The organism is Sporosarcina sp. resist (assembly GCF_014302295.1).
Lineage (GTDB): Bacteria > Bacillota > Bacilli > Bacillales_A > Planococcaceae > Sporosarcina > Sporosarcina psychrophila.
On the sequence record NZ_CP060287.1, the window covers coordinates 4191624 to 4213040 of the forward strand.

Below are 21417 nucleotides of genomic sequence, written 5' to 3' on the forward strand. Positions count from 1 at the left end.
CTTGTCCACTGTCAGCGATTTTGCTCATTGCTTACAGTTAACTGCCTAATCATAGCGTAATCTTCACTTTGTTTTCATTGATAAATTTACCCATCAACTCAAGGACTCCGTCTTTCAATTCGGGTCGGTCCAAAGCAAAATCTAATGTAGTTTCGATGAACCCAAGTTTATCCCCTACATCGAATCTTTTGCCTTCAAACTTAAAGGCATAAACATCCTGCATAGTATTTAACTGCTCGATAGCATCAGTCAATTGGATTTCTCCACCCTTGCCAATCTTTTTTTCATCCAAAAATTGAAATATTTCCGGAGTCAGGATGTAACGTCCGATTATTGCCAAATTTGATGGGGCTTCATTCCTTGAAGGTTTTTCAATAAAACTTCTTACCTTTATCAGGTTGGATTCGATGGAAACAGGATCAATTACACCATATTTGTGTATGTCTTCTTCGTTAACTTCCTGTATACCTAATACACTCGAACCTGTTTTTTCAAATTGATTAATTAATTGTTTCAAAGCTGGGGTATCACTTTTGATAATGTCATCCCCTAAAAGAACACCAAATGGTTCATCACCAATAAATTTCCGGGCACACCAAATTGCATGGCCTAGCCCCAATGGTTCCTTTTGTCGTATATAATGAATTTCTATAGAAGATGACGCTATTACTTTATAAAGCAAGTCAAACTTTTCTTTCTTCACTAAATTTGCCTCTAATTCAAACGCATGATCAAAGTGATCTTCAATCGCTCTTTTACCTTTACCAGTTACAATAATAATGTCCTCTATTCCAGAGGCGATTGCTTCCTCAACAATGTACTGAATAGTAGGCTTATCTATTATAGGAAGCATCTCTTTCGGCATGGCCTTCGTAGCAGGAAGAAACCTAGTTCCTAAACCTGCCGCAGGTATAATGACCTTTTTTACAGTTTTCATATTCCCCTCCCATTTTCCAGTAAAATTAATGGTATGTCACATTCGACTTTATTTTTCTTATTACAATTTTTTGCTCAGCCTAATAACGATTATTTCCCCTCCATCAATCGCTGCTTTCAAGTATTCCTTATTTTACGGATGAATCCGCGCAACCGTTACCAACACTCTATGCGAAGTTGTACGGTATGAGAACAGATTAACTGCCGTAATTGAACCAAAGCCATTATATTGAACGAATTTTATTCCCTTCTCCGACATACGTTCACATTTTTCCAAATTGGCATTACTATATATGTTGAACAAATGAATACGGCCTATGCGCTTTACAAGAGCTTTTGGGAGGCCGCTGAAAAGTTCTAATACTCTGAATTAAATAGAACTCCTAGCAATACGGCTTCGACGCTTTGTGGATGCCTCCCGCGATAAGCCAGAAAGAAGACCGCTTTCAGTCTTATCGCTCCGGCTACCACGAAGTCGCGCCTTCGCTAGATGGTCTATGTGTGAAAGCGTATTTCATTATCTGTGATGAAATCTGCAAACTGGAGTACATCTTTCTTGAATATAAGTAGTATCAACTAGTAACCACCTTATAATCTTGGCATATACATCTCAAAATTACATTTCTCTCGATAATGAACACACTAGCGCAGGCGCGACAAAAGCATCGCCGAAACGCCAAGCGTTCTACAATCCACATTCCGAATTAAAACTCTCTCCTGAGTGAGCGCAACAATAGATTCAATGGGATTCTTTAATTCAACATATATAGTATTTAAGTTTTAAAGAAAAAATAGACATTAAAAAGGTCTATTCCAGATATGAATTCTGAATGCAGAAATGGCATTTTCACCTTTGCGCTTTTTCGCAACGGTTGCAAATTCATTTCCAGATCAAGTACAAAAACAGACCTTGCCACTTTTAAAAAAGTGGCAAACCCACAAAACCCCCTTCGCCAGGTGGCGTCTTCCAACGGGGGTTGGAAGAACAAAAGAGGGTGAAAACAATCTCTCGTATCAACTCCTTAAATTCCTTCCGCTTTGCTTCAGTCAGACATTTATCGTTGACACTTCCCGTTTATCTTTCCATCTGCCAAAATAAATAAAGAGCAGCCAAAGCCACTCTTTTCTCCGCTTATCGTTGACACTTACCAATATCTTTTTCTGTTTTACACCATTTCATTAATCTTGAAATACTTCACAGAAGTGGAATTCTAGTAATAAAGCAATGATATTACACCTGAGTTAACAACTCAGCACAAAGCTCCACACAAACACCTTGCGAACGATACTTATTAAGTAATTCAACTGGATTAACTTCAATATCATTTTCCTTTAAAATCTGTGTAAACTGTTGATACGTTAAATCAGGTTTAATCATTGCCTTTTTACTTGGAAACAATGATTGAAGATTTTCATTTATGACATCTTGCTTCTCTACAAGTATTTTTACTGAAGATGTAAAGGTCAAAACCGTTTCAATAAAATTGATATTTTCATCATTAATCTTATTTTTAGTTAACCAATCAGTCACTGTCTCAGTTTCCATTTTTTACCCCTTACAAAAATAGCCCATCTGCTCCACGAATAGCCCATGCTACAACAATTGAGATATTCTCAGCTATACCTTTGCTTATTTCCGTATTTTTCTTAAGCCATATTGGCAGTTGAGCTCGAACATCATTTGCTGCATTTTCACCAGCGTTTGCAAATTTATATAAACAGTTACCAATCTTTTTACTATTATTTTCAAATGTTTTTGCAGTTGCACTATCAACAATATTGAAAGATTTAGCCGCATCAATTACTTTATCTCCACCGTCTTTGAGTAACTGAGCCACCTTAACTACAACTTTTGACTTAACCCCGTAAAGTTCGATTGATGGTTGTTCAATCTCAGGAGCTATTTCGACTTTCAAATTCCCCTCATATTTGCTAACTTCTACAGCTGTATCGTTATTATTGCTAGCTTTGGCATATGTCCCTTTTATTTGTATCACCGTTCACACACAATTACATCTTTATCACGGTCACTTTTTTTATTCTCGTCCAGGCACCTGAAATTCAGGCTATAACTGAAAAAACCTCAAAATAATTACACTCTATTTTCGAACCGAAATTAGAATTCAACCGCCATTTAATGGTTAAAGTGGGGTCAAATCGTCATTATGAAACATCCCGACTTTCTTCCATATGATTAAGTCAATTTAACATAATAGGTACCCAGGAAATTCAGAATGCAGTTGGTAATTGGTACCTTTCATGAGTACCTAGAACTCCCACCACTTTAGCGCTGGGAGTTGTTCAACCATGCTTTCATATAGTCAATAAATTTTTGAGCGGCTGGAGAAATAGTGTTGAAGGATGGGGCTGCGATACCGATGGAGCGATAATGTTCTCCTTCTAAGCTCAAAATGCGAACATTATGCGGAACACGGTACAAAACCATTTCAGGAAGAATACTAATTCCCATCCCGTTTTGAACCATCGAAATGATTGCTTGATCATCCGCAAGTTCAAATTTAATATGAGGGGTTACATTGTTTTCTTGAAAAATCCGCTTTAAATCATTATCGCTCCCTTTCTTCGACATAATCAGCATCTCTTCTTTAATGTCTGTAAAACTGACCTCCTGTTGGTTTGCGAGGCGATGCTCGTCAGGAAGAATGCACAGCATACGGTCTTTTTTTAAGAAAATCACTTCAAATGACTTCGAAGTCGGTAATGAGACAAACCCAAAATCAACCGCACCCGTTGCGATCCAATGCTCAAGCGTATCGTAATCCCCCTCTAACAACTTGATTTCGATAGCAGGTAGATCTGCATTAAAACTTTTCAGGATTTCTGGTAGCCATTGAACGGAAACACTCGAAAAAGTTCCAATGCGGACGGTGCCAATTTCAAGACCCTTAATATTCGCTATTTCTTGCATCATTTGTTCATTCCACTTTAACATTTCATGGATATGCCTTAATACGCGTTCTCCATTACTAGTCAACTTGATCCCCGCACGTCCTCTAATCAAGATTGTAAATCCCCATTCGGATTCAAGGCTGGCAATTGCATGACTCACGGCAGATTGCGTTAACCCATGAATCTCTGCTGCTTGTTTGAGACTCCCTGATTCTACAACAGTGCTAAATATTTCAAACTTGACCAGTGACAACTTCCCCACTCCCTTCACATGAATTTTATTCATCTAATAACTTAAAAACATTCATTTTTATTATCTAAACTTAACATGTATACTAAAAAACAATCAATAACTTTCGTTGAATTTTGGCACAATGAATGGAACTGGAGGGTGTAAGATGGATAATCCAATAAGTAGGGGCACACAAATAAAAGCGGACTTGATGATGGTCATGGTGACAATGTTATGGGGTGCATCCTATTTGTTTATGAAGATGGGCCTCCATTCGATTCAAGAGTATAACCTAATTGCATTACGTTTTGGGATTGCTTTTCTTGTAGCTGCACTCGTATTTTATCGACGCCTTCTGAAAATTGATGGTAAAACGATCACATATGGATTTTTACTCGGATCGCTGTTATTCTTGTGCACTTCCGCTGTAGTGATCGGTTTAAAAACGACTTCAGTTTCAAATGCCGGATTTTTATTTAGTCTCGCGGTTATCTTTGTTCCTTTGTTAGTAGCACTCTTTTCTCAAAAGAAACCTAAAAAAAGAGTGATGATGAGCTTGTGTATCTCGATTACAGGAATCGGTCTTTTAACGTTAAACCAGGCATTCCACATCCATGCTGGCGATTTCTTGTGCATCTTAGGTGCCTTATTTTATGCCCTTCACATCATCGTTACAGGGAAAGCAACAAAAAATGTGGATGCCATCTCCATTGGGATCATACAGCTTGGGGTTGCAGGTGCATGGGGACTTCTCTTTTCACTCTTATTTGAAAAACCACAACTTCCAAGCAACATCGAGTCATGGAGTGCGATTTTGGCATTAAGCATTCTGTGCAGTGCAGTTGGATTTATTGGCCAAGCTGTAGCCCAAAAACATACAACACCTACACGTACTGGTCTGATTTTTTCATTAGAGCCTGTATTTGCAGCATTCTTTGCTTTTATTTTCGTAGGTGAAATCCTTACAAATAAAGGATATGTAGGGGCTGTCCTGGTTTTACTCGGGGTACTTGCCGCGGAGATCAATTTAAAGAAATTATTGGGGAGAAGAAGTTTCTTATATACAATTAGTCGCTCTAGGGAGAGCGGATTATAGGTGCCAGGTATCTAGACAAGATAGAATTCAATGGATACCTCACTGTTTGTTGGACACTTTAATGCTTTCGTTGGAGACTTGACTTAGTTGGTTGGACAACTTCAGGCTTTGGTTGGACACTTCGAAATGTTTGTTGGAAACCTCTCCGTTTGTTGGACACTTTCAGGCTTTCGTTGGACACTGGACCTAGTTGGTTGTACACTTTCAGGCTTTTGTTGGACACTTCGAAGTGTTTGTTGGAAACCTCACTGTTTGTTAGACACTTTAAGGATTTCGTTGAACACTTACCCTAGTTGGTTGTACACTTTCAGGCTTTTGTTGGACACTTGGCCTAGTTGGTTGGACAACTTTAAAAATCGGTACCTGCAACAAACAACAACGAATAATTCACCCAATTGTATAAAAACACAAAGAAGATTAGATATTATAGTAAATACCTAATCCACGCCTTATAAATATATAATTGTATTGAATTGCCAGAATAGGTACCTGAAATTCAAAGACATTGGTTTCGGACGGCCATTTTTCGTGAAACATAGCGGTTAACTTATATTATACGCTGGCACTCATTATAATCGTCACATGCTAACGAGCATTCATGAGACATTCTCCAAATAATAGTCGGTTCAACAGCTATCATTTCTTATTCATTAAAAATCGCAATGCTTGACTTATACTCGTTGGAACGATTGACAAATGATTTTCATGCGGTGATGTATGAAATTGTACCGATTGTAAGGGTAATGATTCTAAATGGCAAAATAAGGACCGTGCATTTTCATACATCCGATGTTTTGCCTCTTGCTCCACTGCAATGAAAATCGCACATTCTACTTGTGAGATCTGCAAAGCTTCTTGTAATACTTGCTCTTGATTCCACCAAAGAGACGGACTACAGATATAATAATGTGAGAATAATTGAGGTTCTCGAACGAGCGTCTGAACAAGAAGTAATCCACCTAAAGAATGCCCAAATATAAGTTGCTGTTCATCATTCATATCAAGCATTTGTCGAACGATTTCTTTCACTTCTTTTAATATTTCTAAAAAATGCTCTGCTCCTCCAGAAATAGGCCAAGGCGCTCCAGGGGGATATTCCGGTAAGTTGACAACTTCACTTTTTGGTGTGAAGTCATATACCCGTTGAGGAGGAAAGATATCTTCTTGCTCATATCCAATCGATACAATCACCGACAGAGACACACCTGTACTTTCAGTATGTAGCGACTGCAATGCCACAACATTTTCAAAGAGAACACCATAAGCGTTACCGTCCAAAACGTAGAGGACTGGGTATCCTTCTTCTGGTGCCCGTTCCTTTGGAATTGCGATTGTAATTCGATATGCATTTTCCCACAAAGGGTGACGTATTGTTTTCACTACATGTGTATAACTCATAACATATCTCCATTCTTTATACTGTATTTTTTCGCCTATTCCTTATTAATAAATAAATGAAATACGGCACCCCTATAATTGAAATGACAATCCCGACTGGTAGTTCCGCAGGTGCGAATATCGCCTTCCTAATCCAATCTCCTGTTAAAACAAGAATTACACCGACAATTCCACTCACCGGAATAAATGGATTGAAGGTCTGCTTAGTTACATCAAGGTTTTTTTCCTAATTCACTGGACGAAATTTGAGTAAATAAGTAAGGAATCATACCTTTTTTCTTAATAAGTATAAGAAATATGGTGCTCCTATAATAGCAACGATAATTCCAGCTGGAATAGTTGCCTGACTGTAAATGATTCTACCAATTGTATCAGCAAAAACTAATATTGCCGCACCGATAAGGGGTGACAAAAATAAAAAGTTTTGATGTTTTGAACCGACCAATTGTTTTGCAATATGAGGTGCAATTAATCCGATAAAACTAATACTTCCTACAACGGAAACGGCTGAGGCTGCTAATGCTACGGCGATAATTAGTAATAGTATGCGATCTCGCTTAATCGAAACACCTAATCCTTTTGCCACAGTTTCATTCAAAGCTAGTAGATTCATCGATTTTTGTTTCGAATATAAAATAGGTACCGCTATTATAAGCCACGGAAGAAGTGCCAAAATGAATGGCCAATCTGCTCCCCAAACATTTCCAGATAGCCACTTTGCAACAAATTGTACGTCCTCTTGTTTTGCACCCGAGATTAAAATGATCATTAAACCTGATAAGGCTGATGCAAATCCTACACCCATCAAAACTAGTTTTATTGGTTGAATTCCATTTCGTTTATCCACTGCAAAAATAAATATAAACATAGCTACAATTAGTGCGCCTACAAAGCCAACTACCGGTAATATATAGGAATAATATTCTAATTTAGCATCGACAAATAAATAAAATACTGTAATGGCAACACCTGCCCCAGCGTTTATTCCAATAATCCCTGGATCAGCTAAATCGTTTCTCGTCAATGTTTGTAAAATCGCACCAGATAAAGCTAGTGACATTCCGGCTAAAACAAGAACAAATACACGAGGCATACGAACTGAAAATAAGATGAATTCCTCTTTAAATGTACCTTCTCCTAAAATTGTCGGAATAAGTTTACTAAATCCGATCGAAGAGGGGCCTAAGCCAATACCTGCAATTATGCTTAGTAGTAGTAAAACGATCATTAAACAATACATAAACAGCTTGTTATTTTTTTTATACAAAGAAAGTACGACCACCTTTCTTTACTATATATATGAAGAAAGGTAAACCAACTAATGCTACTAATGCAGCTACAGGTATTTCAAATGGAGCAATAATTTTCCGACTAATAAAGTCTGTGAAAATCATAAATGTTCCTCCGACAATAATGGACATCGGTATGATGAATCGGTAATCTGCACCAACGATTTTACGAACGATATGGGGAATAAATAGGCCGATGAAAGATAAACTCCCTATTAATGCAACGGCTGCACCAGCTAATATAATGACAATTAACATTAAAAGCGATTTGATTACTTTTGTTTTTTGTCCAAGCCCTATTGCTAATTCTTCATTTAAACTAAGTAACGTTAATTGTTTACTATATATAATAGCGATAACTAGTCCAACAATAATGAAAGGAACGATGATCAAAGTAGGCCATGTTGTACCGATTAAACCACCAGCAGTCCACATGCTAATGTTTTTAGAGACATTAAAAACGATGCCAATTCCGTCTGAAATTGCTTGTAGAAACAGAGAAACGGCCGCCCCTGCTAAAACAAGTTTTAGAGGAGATAGACCGTTTTTGGAAGAAACACCTATACCAAAGACAATTAACATCCCAATTGCTGCACCGATAAAACAACTTAGCATAAGCATTAAAAACGGGAGGCCAGGTATAAAAGCTAAAACCAATGCAAGAGCTAGATTAGCACCCGAAGTTAACCCGAGTAACCCCGGATCGGCAAGCGGATTTCTCGTCATTCCTTGCATGATTGCACCAGCAACTGCTAATGCTGCACCTACAAAAAATGCTGCGATGACGCGTGGTATACGTATTTCTCTGAGAATTTCATAATAGGAGCCGCCGCTTTTTGCGATTATTGCTTCATACAAATCTTGAAAACTTGTATTTGCTGCCCCAAAGCCTAATGCCACTAAAATTATTAGTATCAATACAATTAATGATAGGAGCATTTTACTTATAACGGAATAAGATGCTTTCATCAAATACCCCTTTCTTAGTTACCTAAAAAAGATTTTTTAAAGAAGTCTAATTGGTAATCTAACGAATAGGCGTCATTATAGTAGAATGCGGGACCTTCAGCATAAAAGACATTGCCATTTTTTACTGCCGGGATATTGTTATACCAGTTTGAGTCAAGAAATGTAGTATCTTGACCTTCTCTAACCACGTTTAGTACTAAGAAATCACCAATATAGTCACCAAATACTTCTTCTGAAATTGTAAAATAACCTGGGTCAAGTACCACATCTTCTACAGATTGGGGCATTTTCAAGCCCATCGCTTGGTATATAATTTCCGTTCCACGTCCCCAGTTATCTCCGAATAAAGAGATTTGCTTATCATAGTTTCCTGCTACAGTAACCGTTACATCTTCACCATATTTTTCTTTTATTTCTTCACCTACTGCTTGAGAACGTACTTTAAAATCTTCTACCCAAGCAGTTGCTTCAGCTTCTTTATTAACAACTTTAGCAACTTCAATATGTTGTTCTAGATAGCCTACAGCACCGTATGTAAATAACACTGTTGGCGCAATTTCTTGTAACTTGGCAGCATCTTCCACATCTACTGAACCAATAATTAAATCTGGGTCAAGTTCGATAATTTTTTCATAATCATCACTTGCTATAACTTCAGCATTTGCTAACCCTTCAGCAAAGTTTGGATTATCTTTTAACCAAGAATCTGCGCCGACAATATTAACACCTAATTGGATTAAATCTCCCGCGTATAATGATAAAACGACTACACGTTGAGGATTAGCGGGCACTTCAATTGGACCTGATTCTGATTGATAAGTGATTGTATCAGATGTTGTTTTAGACGTTTCTGTATCGTCATTTTTTGTTGTTTCTTCCTTAGTTGAATCCTCATTTCCACATGCTGCTAATACAAGCATTAAAGCTGCTACTATAAATATAAGCCGTTTTTTCATCGTTATTCTCCTTTTATAAGATCATATGTAATACACATTGGTTTGTTTGAACGAGGGTCTTTACAAATTACAGCATCAATATCGAAGACTTTATGTAAAACTTCTGGTGTCATCACTTCTTCTGGCGTTCCAGATTTTATTAAAGATCCATTTTCAAGAGCAATCATAAAATGTGAAAATCTTGCCGCATGATTTAAATCATGTAACACCATAACAATTGTTCGATTTTCTTGTACATTTAACTTTTGTAACAGTTTTAACACTTCGAGTTGGTGTGCCATGTCTAAATATGTTGTAGGCTCATCTAAAAAAATTATGTCTGTATTTTGTGCCAGAGCCATCGCAATCCAAACGCGTTGTTTTTGTCCTCCTGAAAGTTCATCTACTAAGTCATCTTTAAATTCATAAACGTTTGTAGATTTCATTGCCCACTCAATTATTTTCTTATCTTCTTTTTTCAAGTTTCCAAAACCTGATTGATATGGAAAACGTCCATAAGAGACCAATTCTTCAACTAAGAGTCCAACTGCACTATCTTGCGTTTGTGGTAGTATTGATAGTTCTTTTGCCATTTCTTTTGTATTCCGCTTCTGTATATCAGCTCCATCAAGCAAAACTTGTCCTTTTTGATAAGGAATAATTCTTGTCATTGCTTTTAATAATGTAGATTTTCCACATCCATTTGACCCTATAATTGTGGTAATCTTCCCATCAGGAATCTCAATTGTTAAGCCGTTAACAATTACTTTTTTGTCGTAACCAACTTCAACGTTACTAACCTTCATTCTCATTTACTATTATTACCTCCTAAACGAAAATGATAATCGTTATCAACTAGAGCCTGCGTTTAAATTATGACCTTTTTCAAATTATTTGTCAAGGACAACTTTGGAAGACAAAATTTTAGTATTTTTCCCGCTGATTTCTCAGCAATAAGTAGGCATAACCACCAAAATAACTATGTATATTTGTACAAAATCACTTGTTTTTCTTCATTAAATGATCCTCCAATCCATATAAACATCAAGCTATTTAAACAATAGTCGTGTGACGTAAAACCCGGACTAAAATTCCGTTTGCTTCCTGAAAGAATACTTCCCATGTACATTTGCCGTCAGGATCATACTCTTCTTTTCATATCACATATCAATAAGTTGAAAAACAGCCTCGCATCTTCTGCCTCAATTGGAAGATAACCAATCTTATTGACAATCAAAAGCGATTCTTACGCTCTTTTGGGAAAAAAATCGGTACCTGTGCAACAAACAACGACTAACAATTCACATAATTGTATAAAAACGCCAAGGAGATTAGATATTGAAGTAAATATCTAATCACCGCCTTATAAATATGTAACTGTAGTTAATTGTCCGAATAACCCCATGCTTAGGTACCTGACATTCAAACTGATTAGTTTCGCGCGCAGCTACCTGACACTCAGTGTTTTATAGTCGGAATAGCTAAGTTCTTTTCATTTTTTAAAGAAATATGCAGTTCACGATTGCGATTGATAGAGGCAAAAAAAACATCCTTTAGCTCATTAACTCCTTGATTGTCTAATTCTTGTTGTAGCCATGCTTCATCTAAATTAACATCTCTTAACACGTCTGTGTAAAGTGTTCCTTCTACGATAACAGGAAAGGAAATCGTAGACGTTGGTTTTATGATATTCATATCTTCTAGCGTCACCGAATTCTTTTGTTGTTTTTTTAATACACTTAATGCCCCGTTTGCTTCAATAATTGCTGTTTCTACTTCGTTAATATCAAATACATCTTTTTCTCTAAGCATTTGAAGGATATTATCAATAGAATAACGAATTTTCTTTAAGTTTTCATTTACAAATTTTCCATTTTGAAGAACAACGGTTGGTTCAAATGTTAGTAATCTGCCTATTTTACGATTAGATATTTTCCATCTCGTAACAATCCTTTGAAAAACGCCAATCGCAATGATAGCAAAAGCAGTCGGTAAATGTTTAATATCAGGTTCAGCAATATCAGCTCCAACAAGTGCCCCTAATATTATGACGATTAAAAAGTCAAATACCGGCAATTCACCAATGGCACGTTTCCCCATAAATAGTGTGGTAAACAATAACAACGGTATAATAGTCACTATTCTTCCTAATATAAGGAGCATATCCTTCATAAATTCCAACATCTTGACACCACTTTCCCAGGTTTCTCTAGTTCAGATAATTAAAAATCACGATCACTATCACTCTTTCCAATTCAGCTATTGAATATAACCTCATTCCCCAATTTTTACCGAAAGTTAACCTCTATTAGAATTGAAAATAGGTACCTGAAATTTCATCAACTATTCTATTTAAAAAAGTAACTCTGATTTAACTCCAGAGTTACTTTTAGGATTGGTTGAATATTTTTCGAGATTGGTTGGACACTTTCTAAGGGCTTTGCAATGATCATTGATCCCAAGGCAAAGTCTTAAGGTCCAATAAATAGTTTATTCTAAAGTATAGTCAACTACGCCCCCCTTCCGTCCCGCCTAGTGGTGTAAGCGAGAACTGCAAAACTAGTGAAATGCATTGAATGGTGATTAAGTATATATAACCTGATGTTGGACGGGCTATAGGCATCTTACCAGCGAAGCGAAAGGTATTTCCAAAACATCATTAAATAGAATCTACTAATATTAACTCCTGTGGATACCTTTCTTCTTTACATTCGCTGTTGATAATAAACCAGGCACTCATCTATAATTAAGGGAGTGGCTCAGTCATCCACATATTTCCTATACATTATCTGCACCTAATTAGGAGGGCTCCGAATGGAAATCAACAAAATCACATTGATGGATGCTTATCTGATTGAAACGCTTCGTAGCAATGGGGTATCTAATGATGAATTGCTTAATCAGATTGGGCTACAAGATATCAGCCCATGGGAAAAAGTGAAACCCAACTTTGATTTCACAGGACTTCTCAATCTATATGAACAGGATCCAAAGGCCTTCGCCTCTATACTATTTGATGGCTATACCGTGAAGTTTATTACGATGAATGGGCTGCAAAACTTGTTGGAAATGAAGTTCGATAAAATCAAAGAACGGGACTTTCAACTTACAGATAAAGGCGTTTCATACCTAAATATTGATGAAGACATTTATCCTGTCCTGAAACAAATGCTGTCGAAGAATTGGATTATTCATGAACTGTCTGAACATGATAGCAGCCATTCGATGAAGGAAATTCATATTTTGCTAGCGTGAAAGAATATACATTATAAAGGTCCAATCCAGATACGAATTCTGGATTGGACCTTTTATTATGATCATTGTTCGTGAAGGGCTGTACCTGCATCAAACAATGACTCATATTTATTCAACTAAATAAATTTACAAGATAGCCAGACATCCATAAAGCTGATTTTGTTTGTATTATTATAAAACCGCAGTATATATTCTGAACTTACCAATGAATATGTATCTGAATTTATCAAATTTAGAATGGTCCCCATCCAATGAGTACGCCTACAACTAGCATAACTACTGCTATTGCACACCAAATTAAAAAGAGGGGAAACATCCACTTCGCCCATTTAATCCATGACACTCCCGCCACAGCTAGGCTGGCCATTAATGTTCCAGATGTAGGGAAAATACTGTTTGTAAAACCATCTCCAAATTGGAATGCTTGTACGGCAACCTGTCGAGTGACACCAACCATATCTGCCAATGGCGATAAAATAGGCATCGCAATCATTGCTTGGCCGCTACCTGAAGGAACTAGGAAATTAAGAGCAGCATTGGCCACGAACATGCCAAGTGCAGCTAAAACAGGTGGTAGCGTTTCCAATGGTATGGCAAGCACATTTACAGCTGTATCTAAAATTTGTGCATTCTCCATTATAATGAGGATTGCCCTTGCTACGCCAATAATCAACGCACCATACACTAGCTTTTGACATCCTTCCAAAAATACATGCGCAATTTTATTATAGTTCATGCCCCCAATTATTCCCGAAACAAGCCCGATAATAATAAAGAACGCCGCCATATGATCGATGCTCCATTTAAATTGAATGGTTGCGAAGACGAAGAATAGTAATGCCAAGCCTACAAAACTTAAAATAAGTTTGTGGCGGACAGTAAAGGGAGCTATCAACTCACCTTTAGAATCATCGGAATATTCCAGTATTCCAATCAGGCTTTTTGATGGATCGTCCAAAATTTTCTTTGCATATCTCCATGTATAAAAAATGGTTATGCCAACAATAACGATAAATGTGATGATACGAAGCGTCATTCCTGAAAATAAAGGAAGGCCAGCAATAGATTGGGCAATTCCAACCGTATAGGGATTTAAAAACCCCACATTGAAACCTGCAAATGTAGCCCCAAAAGTAATGGCGACTGCAACAATTGCATCAAGCCGAAGCGCTCTCGCGATAATAATACCGATTGCCACAAATGGAATGACCGAATTGGCAACTGCTCCAACTGCTCCTCCTAGTGCAAACAAAAGGGAAATAATAGCGATGAGCCAAAATTCTTTGCCTTGTGTTTTATTGACCGCCCTTAAAATCCCCCCCTTAATTGCTCCGGAACGTTCAATTACCTCAAATGCTCCTCCCGCAAACAGAACAAGAAAAATAAGGCTGCCGGATTGAACCATTCCAGATTGCAATGCTAGAAAAATATCCATTAATCCAGCGGAATTGTTTTCTACTTCGCTATAGGTGTTCGGAATTACCCTCTCAATGCCATTCACTTCTTCACGATCAAATGATCCCGCTGGTGTAATGTAAGTTGCGATAACAGCAAGCAACAACACTAAAAAAAGAATAACGTAAGTGTCAGGCATTTCCCACTTTCTTTTTACTTTCTTATTGTCAGTAGTTCTTGAGTCCGTCATATTATCCCTCCATTTGTGTAGTGCTGTACTAACTAGTAATCAAGTAACTTAAACGTTGCGTGAACAAACATATTCATCCCGTCAGATAAAGCGCTTTCATCAATATTAAAACGAGGATGATGATGTGGATAATCAGTGGCTAAACCGCTATTACCCGATCCTGTAAAGAAGAATGTGCCTGGTGCCTTCTTCAGAAAAGCAGAGAAATCCTCACCGCCCATATTCGGTTTCATCTGTGTTAGCGCTTGGGTTCCCCATAATTCAAGCACAGTCTCTTCGATTACACGGGATACTTTCTCATCGTTTATGACTGGATCAACCCCATCATTATAGGTAAGAAGATAGGAGGCACCATGCGCTTCAGTTATTCCTTTTATTATTCGTTCCATCAATTCACGGATAATTATGCGATGTTCAGTGCTGAAAATACGAACTGTTCCACCCATTTCAACAGAATCTGGAATGATATTCATGGCTGAACCACTTGCGAACTTGGTGATAGAAAGGACTACGCTGTCCAATGGATCCATATTTCGAGAGACAATATGCTGCAAGTTGCTAACGACTTGAGCCCCAATGACAATCGCATCGACGGTTTGATGTGGAAGACCGGCGTGTCCTCCCCGACCGGTAATCGTGATTGAAAATGTATCTGGTGATGCCATCACTGGGCCAGACGCAACCCCAATTTGTCCTGTCTCGAGGGGGGACCAAAGATGAGTTCCAATAACCATGTCGACCCCATCCATCACACCCTCACGTACCATTTCTTGAGCACCACCCGGAGCTAGTTCTTCGCCATGCTGAAATAAGAATCGGACTTCACCTTTAATTTGATCCTGCAGAGAGGATAGAATTTTAGCTGTTCCTAGTAGGATAGCTGTATGGCCATCATGACCACAAGCATGCATGACACCAGCATTTTTGGACGAAAACGGCAGTGAATTTTCTTCTTGGATTGGCAAGGCATCGATATCCGCTCGAATTGCTAAAACTTTACCACGCCGAGCCCCAATTAGACGTGCCATTACACTAGTTTTTGTAGGACGTGAAATTTCTAGATTACCGCAGGACTGCAGGGTTTCATAAATAAACTGGGATGTTTTTTCCTCCTGAAAGGACAACTCAGGATATTCATGAAGATATCTCCTCCAACTAATTACTTCATCCTGAACTTCATCAATCAGATGACTGAATTTAGTATTTTTCAATTAATAACCTCCTACTATCCATTTAATTTATAATTTCGGACTATTAACGGTTGTAGCCATTATTATATATTAAGTTTGGTAGTTCAGTCTAGCGTTAATTTTCTAACTTCAATAAAAGTAAAAAAAGACAAGATAAAAGGCATCTTGTCATAACATGATTTTATAAATTTTTCTCGGTCTTCCTCTTGGGTGTAGAGTTTCTTCAGCGACTATTTGGGCCAATCCTTTTGCCTCTAACTCTGTCAAAATTCTGCGTGCGCTGCGCGGCAAAATATTCATATATTGGGCAAGATCATGGGCGCTAATTTCCGATTTCCCGATTTTCCTTAAGATAGATTCTAGTTTACTTAAAGTGACGACGCTAAGTGAGGTTTGCTGGCTTAATAATTGTAATTTTTCCGGGGCAATCCCATAGATAATCTGTTCAGGTTGTCCTAATGGGCCAGTAATCGTTTTGCCGTCAAAAACGACCATCCATGATCCCTTGTCATGATCATTTGCATGTAGTAAAGCAATCCCAGCATTGATCTCTGCTTCATAGGCAGTTTGTCCAATTCCAATCCCACAAGTGACAGCATCATCCCCGGTTAGCTGAAGAACTGTCGGATCTGGAATTACTGTGAAATCTTTAGTAATTTCATCTAACGGTCCGCGCGTTGTAAATATTATATAACGACCTGGTCCGGCAGATTTAAGTGAACCATTTATTTTTTTAGTATATACGAGTAGCTTTTCTGTCATTTTGATTTCGATTTTATGGATTTCATCTGTTGAAAAAGTATCCTTTGTTAAGCTGGAAAAGGAGTCAAACTCAATCATTTGTACTGCGATTTGAGAATCCTTAAAGTGCATAGTTTCATATGTCTGGCGAATAAGTGCCAACGTAGACACGATTGCGGATTGTGCCGGAAGGACCCGAAATGCAGGCACGCCAAGCTTTATCAGTTCATGTTGAGCATTTTTCAGACAAGTGACAGCAGCCAGTGTCTTTCCTTCTTTCCATAAATCATAGTGATACTTCACCACTTCATCCGTAGGAATCTCTTCTTCATAGTGTTTTAAATATACGGGTTGAAAATCTATCTCAGATTCTAAGAAAACTCGTTCTAGCACAGAAGGTTCGAACGTATCGAAGCTTAGTTGGTTGAATGCGATCTTTTGTTGATATGCGATATGCAACAAAGTTTTATACAAGCTAGATCCAGAAGAAGGGACATAAAACATCGGCTGTGAGGATCCAGACCATTTCTTGGCATAGCCATAAGGAATTTGCCCAGAAAAAAGCCACATATCGACATCCCACATATTCGCAGTCAGTTTTTCTGGAATTTCCTCATCATGCCAGTAGGTAATAGAGATACAACTGAATTCAGGGTACTGAGAAATGACAGATTCCATAATTTCAAGGGAATCCTCCGCACCAAACAAGCCTATTCGAATTTTCTTCAAAGTTCTGAACCACCTTTCTAGATGAGTGAGGAGAACTTGCTTTTTTCACTATGTTCATACAATAAGTATGAATATATCTTATAGTAACCGATGAATTGCATAGTAATTACATACTCAGGAAGCTAGTTAGGCACCTTTTTCCAAACAAAAAAGAAGTAACTGTCAAACCGTCCCTGTGGTAAGGTTTGACAGTTACTTCTTATTTAAAGCGGAGGATCAGCCATTATTTTACCGAACCTTTAGCCACTTTTTTATATTATTCATCTCTTACTCTATTATATGTTGAGTATTTAAAGAAATCAATTTCCAAATGCCTGTCATCAATAAAGGTCCTTGGTGCTGAAGTATAGTGTCTGTGCAACAAAAAACAACTAATTCCCCCAATTGTATAAAAAACATATAGAGATTACATTATCAGCTACCTATCTAATCACCCGGTCATAAATATGTAATCGTAGTGAGTAGTCGGAATGGTTTCGCGCAGGTATCCGAAATTCACCCTACACTACTTAAACTCCGTCTCCACTTCCGTCCATCCCTACGATGCGTTGGTGGTATGTGGTGGTAATAGACGAATGGGAGATTCATGTCCTTGACGCTTTCTATATAAGTCCAATTCACATAGGTAAGATCACCTCTTCTAGATAGCCCATTTCCAAGTTCTTCATCAACGATCGTAATCGTCCCACTATCCCTCTTTCTCAGATTATCAATCAATTCCTGTGTGTCTTTATTGTTACCCAATATAATAAAAGCTCTCTTCATCCATATAACCCCACTTCCCATTTTAATAAACACCATATTCAAGTGCAGCAAGTTAGTCTTATGTTGAATTACTCGGACATATTTCAGAAACTAATGCACGCGCTTCTTATAAGTCTATAGTATCATAAATTCAGAATAAATAAATAGTTATTGCTTATATTTGCCTACTAATTGTGTGGGTGCAATAAACAATAGTGTACAATTCACATAATTGCACGAAGATTAGAGGGGTTTGGCTTGTTTATCATTCAAAATCCTTAACGTTGTAAATTTACACTTTCTTATCGTTCCCCATTGGTAAACTGATTGGTAAGTCTAGCGGCAATCGCTGGTAAAAAACATGGCAGAAGTGGTTCGTTCTTATGGTCGTAATCATTACCATCGTGAAGAAAAAGTAAATTTCATCACGTTATATCCTTTTTCGAATGGTTTGTCTATATAGAGTATGAAAGCATCGTTCGTCTAAGCAAAAGACGTCATGGATCCATAAAGAGTTCTTTTTTTGTAGCGAATGCTACCTGTGTACCAAAAAACAATTCGCGAAATTGTATAAACAAGCAAAAAAAGATTAGATATTATAGTAAATACCTAATCCACGCCTTATAAATATGTAATTGTAGCGAGTAGTCAAAATGTCGCCACAGTACCTGAAATTAATATGCTCCCTTACTTATACCTACTTAATAATTCTTCTGGAATATGACAATAATCATTTGGACATCTAGCTAACCTATCTTGATGTTCCTCTGCACTTCTCACATAGTTTGTAAGAGGTAATACTTCAACAACTATGAGGTCATAATCATTACTCTTACTAAGAAACGCCTTCGCCTCATTTAAGTGTTCGGGCTTTTCACTATATACGCCTGTTCTGTATTTCTCGCCAACATCCTGTCCTTGTTTATTCAAACTGTATGGATCAATGATTTCAAATAAATACCCCATTAATTCCCTGATCGTTACAACTGTCGGATCAAACCCTGTTTTTACACATTCAGCGTACCCATCATAATCACCCTCAAGTGTATGACTTGTTCCATTAGCTCTTCCTGCTTCTGTAAACGTAACTCCGGGTAACGTTTTTATAAAAGCTTGTACTCCCCATAAGCATCCACCTGCAAAATACACTACTTCCATATTGACTCTCCTCTCCTTAAAATCAAAATGTACTTTTTGATTTTCTTCAAGCTTAGCTTATCTGGAACTATTTCATGTATCTAACATATCCCATTCATCACCAAGTGACCACCTAATTGCAGAAAGTTTACCGTTCAGCATTTTAATCAATGAAGGCGGTTCACCAGTTTTCGAAATGGGGACCTTTTTTCATATGTGAAAAGAGGAAATAACTGGATGAAAAAATGGATGAGTCTCATACAGGAACTCAGTTTTCCGATATTCGTATCAATCTATCTTTTGCACCAGCTTGAAACTAAACTTGTTGCGATACATAATGTTTTACTAACATTGAAAATGAAATGAATTTTAAAAAACATTCACAGGTATATGCGCAACAAAAAAGATAAGACATGCGCACATGTCTTATCTTCATAAATTACTTACTAGTTGCCGTTACAAGCGTTTGAGGACGGGCACCTTTTAATGGATTCGTCTTCTCAAATGTATAGGCAACATTCAAGACGAGATCCTCCCTGAATGCTGGTCCCATAATTTGCATCCCAGCTGGCATTCCTCCAACCAATCCACATGGAATTGTTAGTGCTGGAAGGCCCGTCAAGTTGCCGGGACCTGTGAATCTAATAATATTTTCTATCAGATCAACATTATTACCGTTAATCGCAACTGTGTCATCGCCAATATTCGGTACGATCAATGGCAATGTCGGTGAGATAAGCACATCCACTTTTTCAAACGCTTTTTGGAAGTCGAGCTTAATCATCCTTCTGATTTGTTGGGCTTGTAAATAGTCAACTGCCGAAGGGATTTCACCAAGTTCAAATAGATACCTGATATCCTCTCCAAAGTCATTCGGGCGTTTTTGCAAGTTCTTATGATGGATCGTACTTGCTTCAGATAACGAAGTGATCAATTCCGCATACTCAGCATATTTCAATGAAGGGATGGATACGACCTCCACTTTGGCCCCTTGGTCGACCAATGCCTGGATACCTTCACGCACCAATTTCTCCACATTCGAATCGACATCCTTGAAGAAATAATCCTCATTGACACCGATAACCAAATCCTTGACATCCCCCGTTAACTTTTCTGTGTATTTCATCGTCGGGACATTTACGGAAGTCGGATCTTTGCTATCATACCCCGCGAGCACTTCGAGCATTGCCGCCGCATCCGTCACTGTCTTCGTCATCGGACCAATATGATCCAAAGACCAGGCAAGCGGCCAACATCCATATTTACTCACCAATCCATGAGTCGGTTTCAGTCCGACAATACCACAAGCCGATGATGGAATTCGAATTGAACCGGCAGTATCTGTCCCTAACGTCCCAATACTCATATTGGAGGCGATTGCCACTCCCGAGCCTCCGCTCGATCCCCCTGGAATCCTATCCAAATCCCATGGATTACGCGCCGGACCGAAGTGGGGGTTATTATTGGTGATGCCCCAAGCATATTCGTGCATATTAAGCTTACCGGTAAAAATGACACCGGACTCTCTAAGGTTTTCGATGACAGTCGCATCGTAATCCGAAACGAAATCACTGTGGATTTTCGATGCCATCGTCGTCACTTCATCTTTGAAGTAAATATTATCTTTAATACCCATCGGAATCCCGTGAAGCTTGCCGCGGTAATTTCCGTTAGCAATCTCGCTCTCTGCTTTTTTAGCAGACTCTTTCGCACTTTCGTATGTAATGGTGATATATGCATTGTTCTTGTCATTTAGCGCATCAGCTTGATTCAATACTGCGTCTGTCAGTTCAACCGGAGAAACTTCCTTTTTCTCAATAAGTGGTGCCAATTCTTCTATTGAAAGAGAGATGAGATCTTTACTCAACTTGGTCACCTCCTGTAATATTGCGTAATGAAATGTCATAGCTTTCTAGTGGCAGATCTGTTAGTTGTTCTTTCAGTTTTTCAATCGCTTCCCACCGTGACTCCACCACTTTGTAGTCACCTTCTGGTATTTCCAACCCTTTTGCAGCAAATAGTTCCCGAATTGACACTGTCATTAATAAATCACTCCAATTAGTATTTTATTAAAACTATTACAATCGGTACAAAATTAAACGCAAAAATTAGAACGAATACCTACAGTTCAACAACGAACAAAAAGATCTTCAACTAGAAAACTATCACCACCAACATATAATCAAAATTTCACATAGCAAATATAGTGTA

General features: G+C 37.9%; 21 protein-coding genes and 1 pseudogene. 3 read left to right on the forward strand and 19 right to left on the reverse strand.

What is annotated here, in order from left to right; genetic code table 11:
• Positions 1-49: 49 nt before the first annotated feature.
• The 5 genes from galU to H7992_RS20195 all read right to left on the reverse strand — a co-directional run bounded on the left by galU (position 50) and on the right by H7992_RS20195 (position 4099).
• Positions 50-937: a UTP--glucose-1-phosphate uridylyltransferase GalU gene (galU, locus tag H7992_RS20175; RefSeq protein ID WP_187045773.1), complete on the reverse strand. Its 888-nt coding sequence runs from the start codon at positions 935-937 to the stop codon at positions 50-52.
• Between the two features lie 132 nt (positions 938-1069).
• On the reverse strand, positions 1070-1195 hold the full coding sequence (locus H7992_RS25160; RefSeq protein WP_370570011.1) for a DUF1643 domain-containing protein: 126 nt from the start codon (positions 1193-1195) through the stop codon (positions 1070-1072).
• 972 nt (positions 1196-2167) lie between these two features.
• Positions 2168-2482 (reverse strand): hypothetical protein, encoded by a 315-nt coding sequence (locus tag H7992_RS20185; protein ID WP_187045775.1) that lies wholly within the window; start codon positions 2480-2482, stop codon positions 2168-2170.
• Positions 2483-2492: 10 nt separating this feature from the next.
• Positions 2493-2933: a hypothetical protein gene (locus tag H7992_RS20190; RefSeq protein ID WP_187045776.1), complete on the reverse strand. Its 441-nt coding sequence runs from the start codon at positions 2931-2933 to the stop codon at positions 2493-2495.
• Between the two features lie 287 nt (positions 2934-3220).
• Entirely contained in the window at positions 3221-4099 is an 879-nt protein-coding gene (locus H7992_RS20195; protein ID WP_187045777.1) for a LysR family transcriptional regulator, read from the reverse strand.
• Between the two features lie 145 nt (positions 4100-4244).
• Between H7992_RS20195 and H7992_RS20200 the strand changes: the two genes are divergently transcribed.
• The gene (locus H7992_RS20200; protein WP_187045778.1) at positions 4245-5174 is read left to right on the forward strand and encodes a DMT family transporter; all 930 of its coding nucleotides are present in this window, start codon (positions 4245-4247) and stop codon (positions 5172-5174) included.
• Between the two features lie 636 nt (positions 5175-5810).
• Here the strand turns inward: H7992_RS20200 and H7992_RS20205 are convergent.
• The 7 genes and pseudogenes from H7992_RS20205 to H7992_RS20235 form a co-directional block, all read right to left on the reverse strand.
• Complete coding sequence (locus tag H7992_RS20205) at positions 5811-6572, reverse strand: alpha/beta hydrolase (protein ID WP_187045779.1); 762 nt, start codon at positions 6570-6572, stop codon at positions 5811-5813.
• A 16-nt stretch (positions 6573-6588) separates the two neighbouring features.
• Positions 6589-6759: pseudogene (locus tag H7992_RS20210) on the reverse strand (iron chelate uptake ABC transporter family permease subunit); the annotation flags it as partial.
• A 78-nt stretch (positions 6760-6837) separates the two neighbouring features.
• Positions 6838-7812 (reverse strand): FecCD family ABC transporter permease, encoded by a 975-nt coding sequence (locus H7992_RS20215; protein ID WP_187047987.1) that lies wholly within the window; start codon positions 7810-7812, stop codon positions 6838-6840.
• Between the two features lie 19 nt (positions 7813-7831).
• Entirely contained in the window at positions 7832-8830 is a 999-nt protein-coding gene (locus tag H7992_RS20220) for a FecCD family ABC transporter permease (RefSeq protein WP_067212786.1), read from the reverse strand.
• A 14-nt stretch (positions 8831-8844) separates the two neighbouring features.
• Positions 8845-9786 carry an ABC transporter substrate-binding protein gene (locus H7992_RS20225; protein WP_187045780.1) on the reverse strand — a complete coding sequence of 314 codons (942 nt, stop codon included), beginning with the start codon at positions 9784-9786 and terminating at the stop codon, positions 8845-8847.
• Between the two features lie 2 nt (positions 9787-9788).
• Positions 9789-10577, reverse strand: coding sequence for an ABC transporter ATP-binding protein (locus tag H7992_RS20230; protein WP_067212792.1), 789 nt, complete (start codon positions 10575-10577; stop codon positions 9789-9791).
• 646 nt (positions 10578-11223) lie between these two features.
• Entirely contained in the window at positions 11224-11949 is a 726-nt protein-coding gene (locus H7992_RS20235) for a DUF421 domain-containing protein (protein WP_187045781.1), read from the reverse strand.
• 630 nt (positions 11950-12579) lie between these two features.
• On the opposite strand from H7992_RS20235, the gene H7992_RS20240 reads away from it, so the two are divergent.
• Entirely contained in the window at positions 12580-13020 is a 441-nt protein-coding gene (locus H7992_RS20240) for a hypothetical protein (RefSeq protein WP_187045782.1), read from the forward strand.
• A gap of 232 nt (positions 13021-13252) precedes the next feature.
• On the opposite strand, the gene H7992_RS20245 is transcribed toward H7992_RS20240, so the two are convergent.
• The 5 genes from H7992_RS20245 to H7992_RS20265 form a co-directional block, all read right to left on the reverse strand.
• The gene (locus H7992_RS20245; protein WP_255428499.1) at positions 13253-14665 is read right to left on the reverse strand and encodes a YfcC family protein; all 1413 of its coding nucleotides are present in this window, start codon (positions 14663-14665) and stop codon (positions 13253-13255) included.
• Positions 14666-14697: 32 nt separating this feature from the next.
• Positions 14698-15876 (reverse strand): M20 family metallopeptidase, encoded by a 1179-nt coding sequence (locus H7992_RS20250; RefSeq protein WP_187045783.1) that lies wholly within the window; start codon positions 15874-15876, stop codon positions 14698-14700.
• A gap of 147 nt (positions 15877-16023) precedes the next feature.
• A complete protein-coding gene (locus H7992_RS20255) occupies positions 16024-17325 on the reverse strand; it encodes a helix-turn-helix domain-containing protein (RefSeq protein ID WP_255428500.1) in 1302 nt (433 codons plus the stop codon).
• Positions 17326-17820: 495 nt separating this feature from the next.
• A complete protein-coding gene (locus H7992_RS20260) occupies positions 17821-18090 on the reverse strand; it encodes a hypothetical protein (RefSeq protein WP_187045784.1) in 270 nt (89 codons plus the stop codon).
• A gap of 666 nt (positions 18091-18756) precedes the next feature.
• Positions 18757-19227: a peptide-methionine (S)-S-oxide reductase gene (locus H7992_RS20265; RefSeq protein WP_187045785.1), complete on the reverse strand. Its 471-nt coding sequence runs from the start codon at positions 19225-19227 to the stop codon at positions 18757-18759.
• A gap of 228 nt (positions 19228-19455) precedes the next feature.
• Here H7992_RS20265 and H7992_RS20270 point away from each other — a divergent pair, with 228 nt between their 5' ends.
• Positions 19456-19572, forward strand: coding sequence for a YvrJ family protein (locus H7992_RS20270; RefSeq protein WP_370570012.1), 117 nt, complete (start codon positions 19456-19458; stop codon positions 19570-19572).
• Positions 19573-19645: 73 nt separating this feature from the next.
• On the opposite strand, the gene H7992_RS20275 is transcribed toward H7992_RS20270, so the two are convergent.
• Together H7992_RS20275 and H7992_RS20280 are read right to left on the reverse strand one after the other, a co-directional pair.
• The gene (locus H7992_RS20275; protein WP_187045787.1) at positions 19646-21073 is read right to left on the reverse strand and encodes an amidase; all 1428 of its coding nucleotides are present in this window, start codon (positions 21071-21073) and stop codon (positions 19646-19648) included.
• The gene (locus H7992_RS20280) at positions 21066-21248 is read right to left on the reverse strand and encodes a hypothetical protein (protein ID WP_187045788.1); all 183 of its coding nucleotides are present in this window, start codon (positions 21246-21248) and stop codon (positions 21066-21068) included. The genes H7992_RS20275 and H7992_RS20280 overlap by 8 nt, the downstream gene beginning before the upstream one ends.
• Positions 21249-21417: the final 169 nt, after the last annotated feature.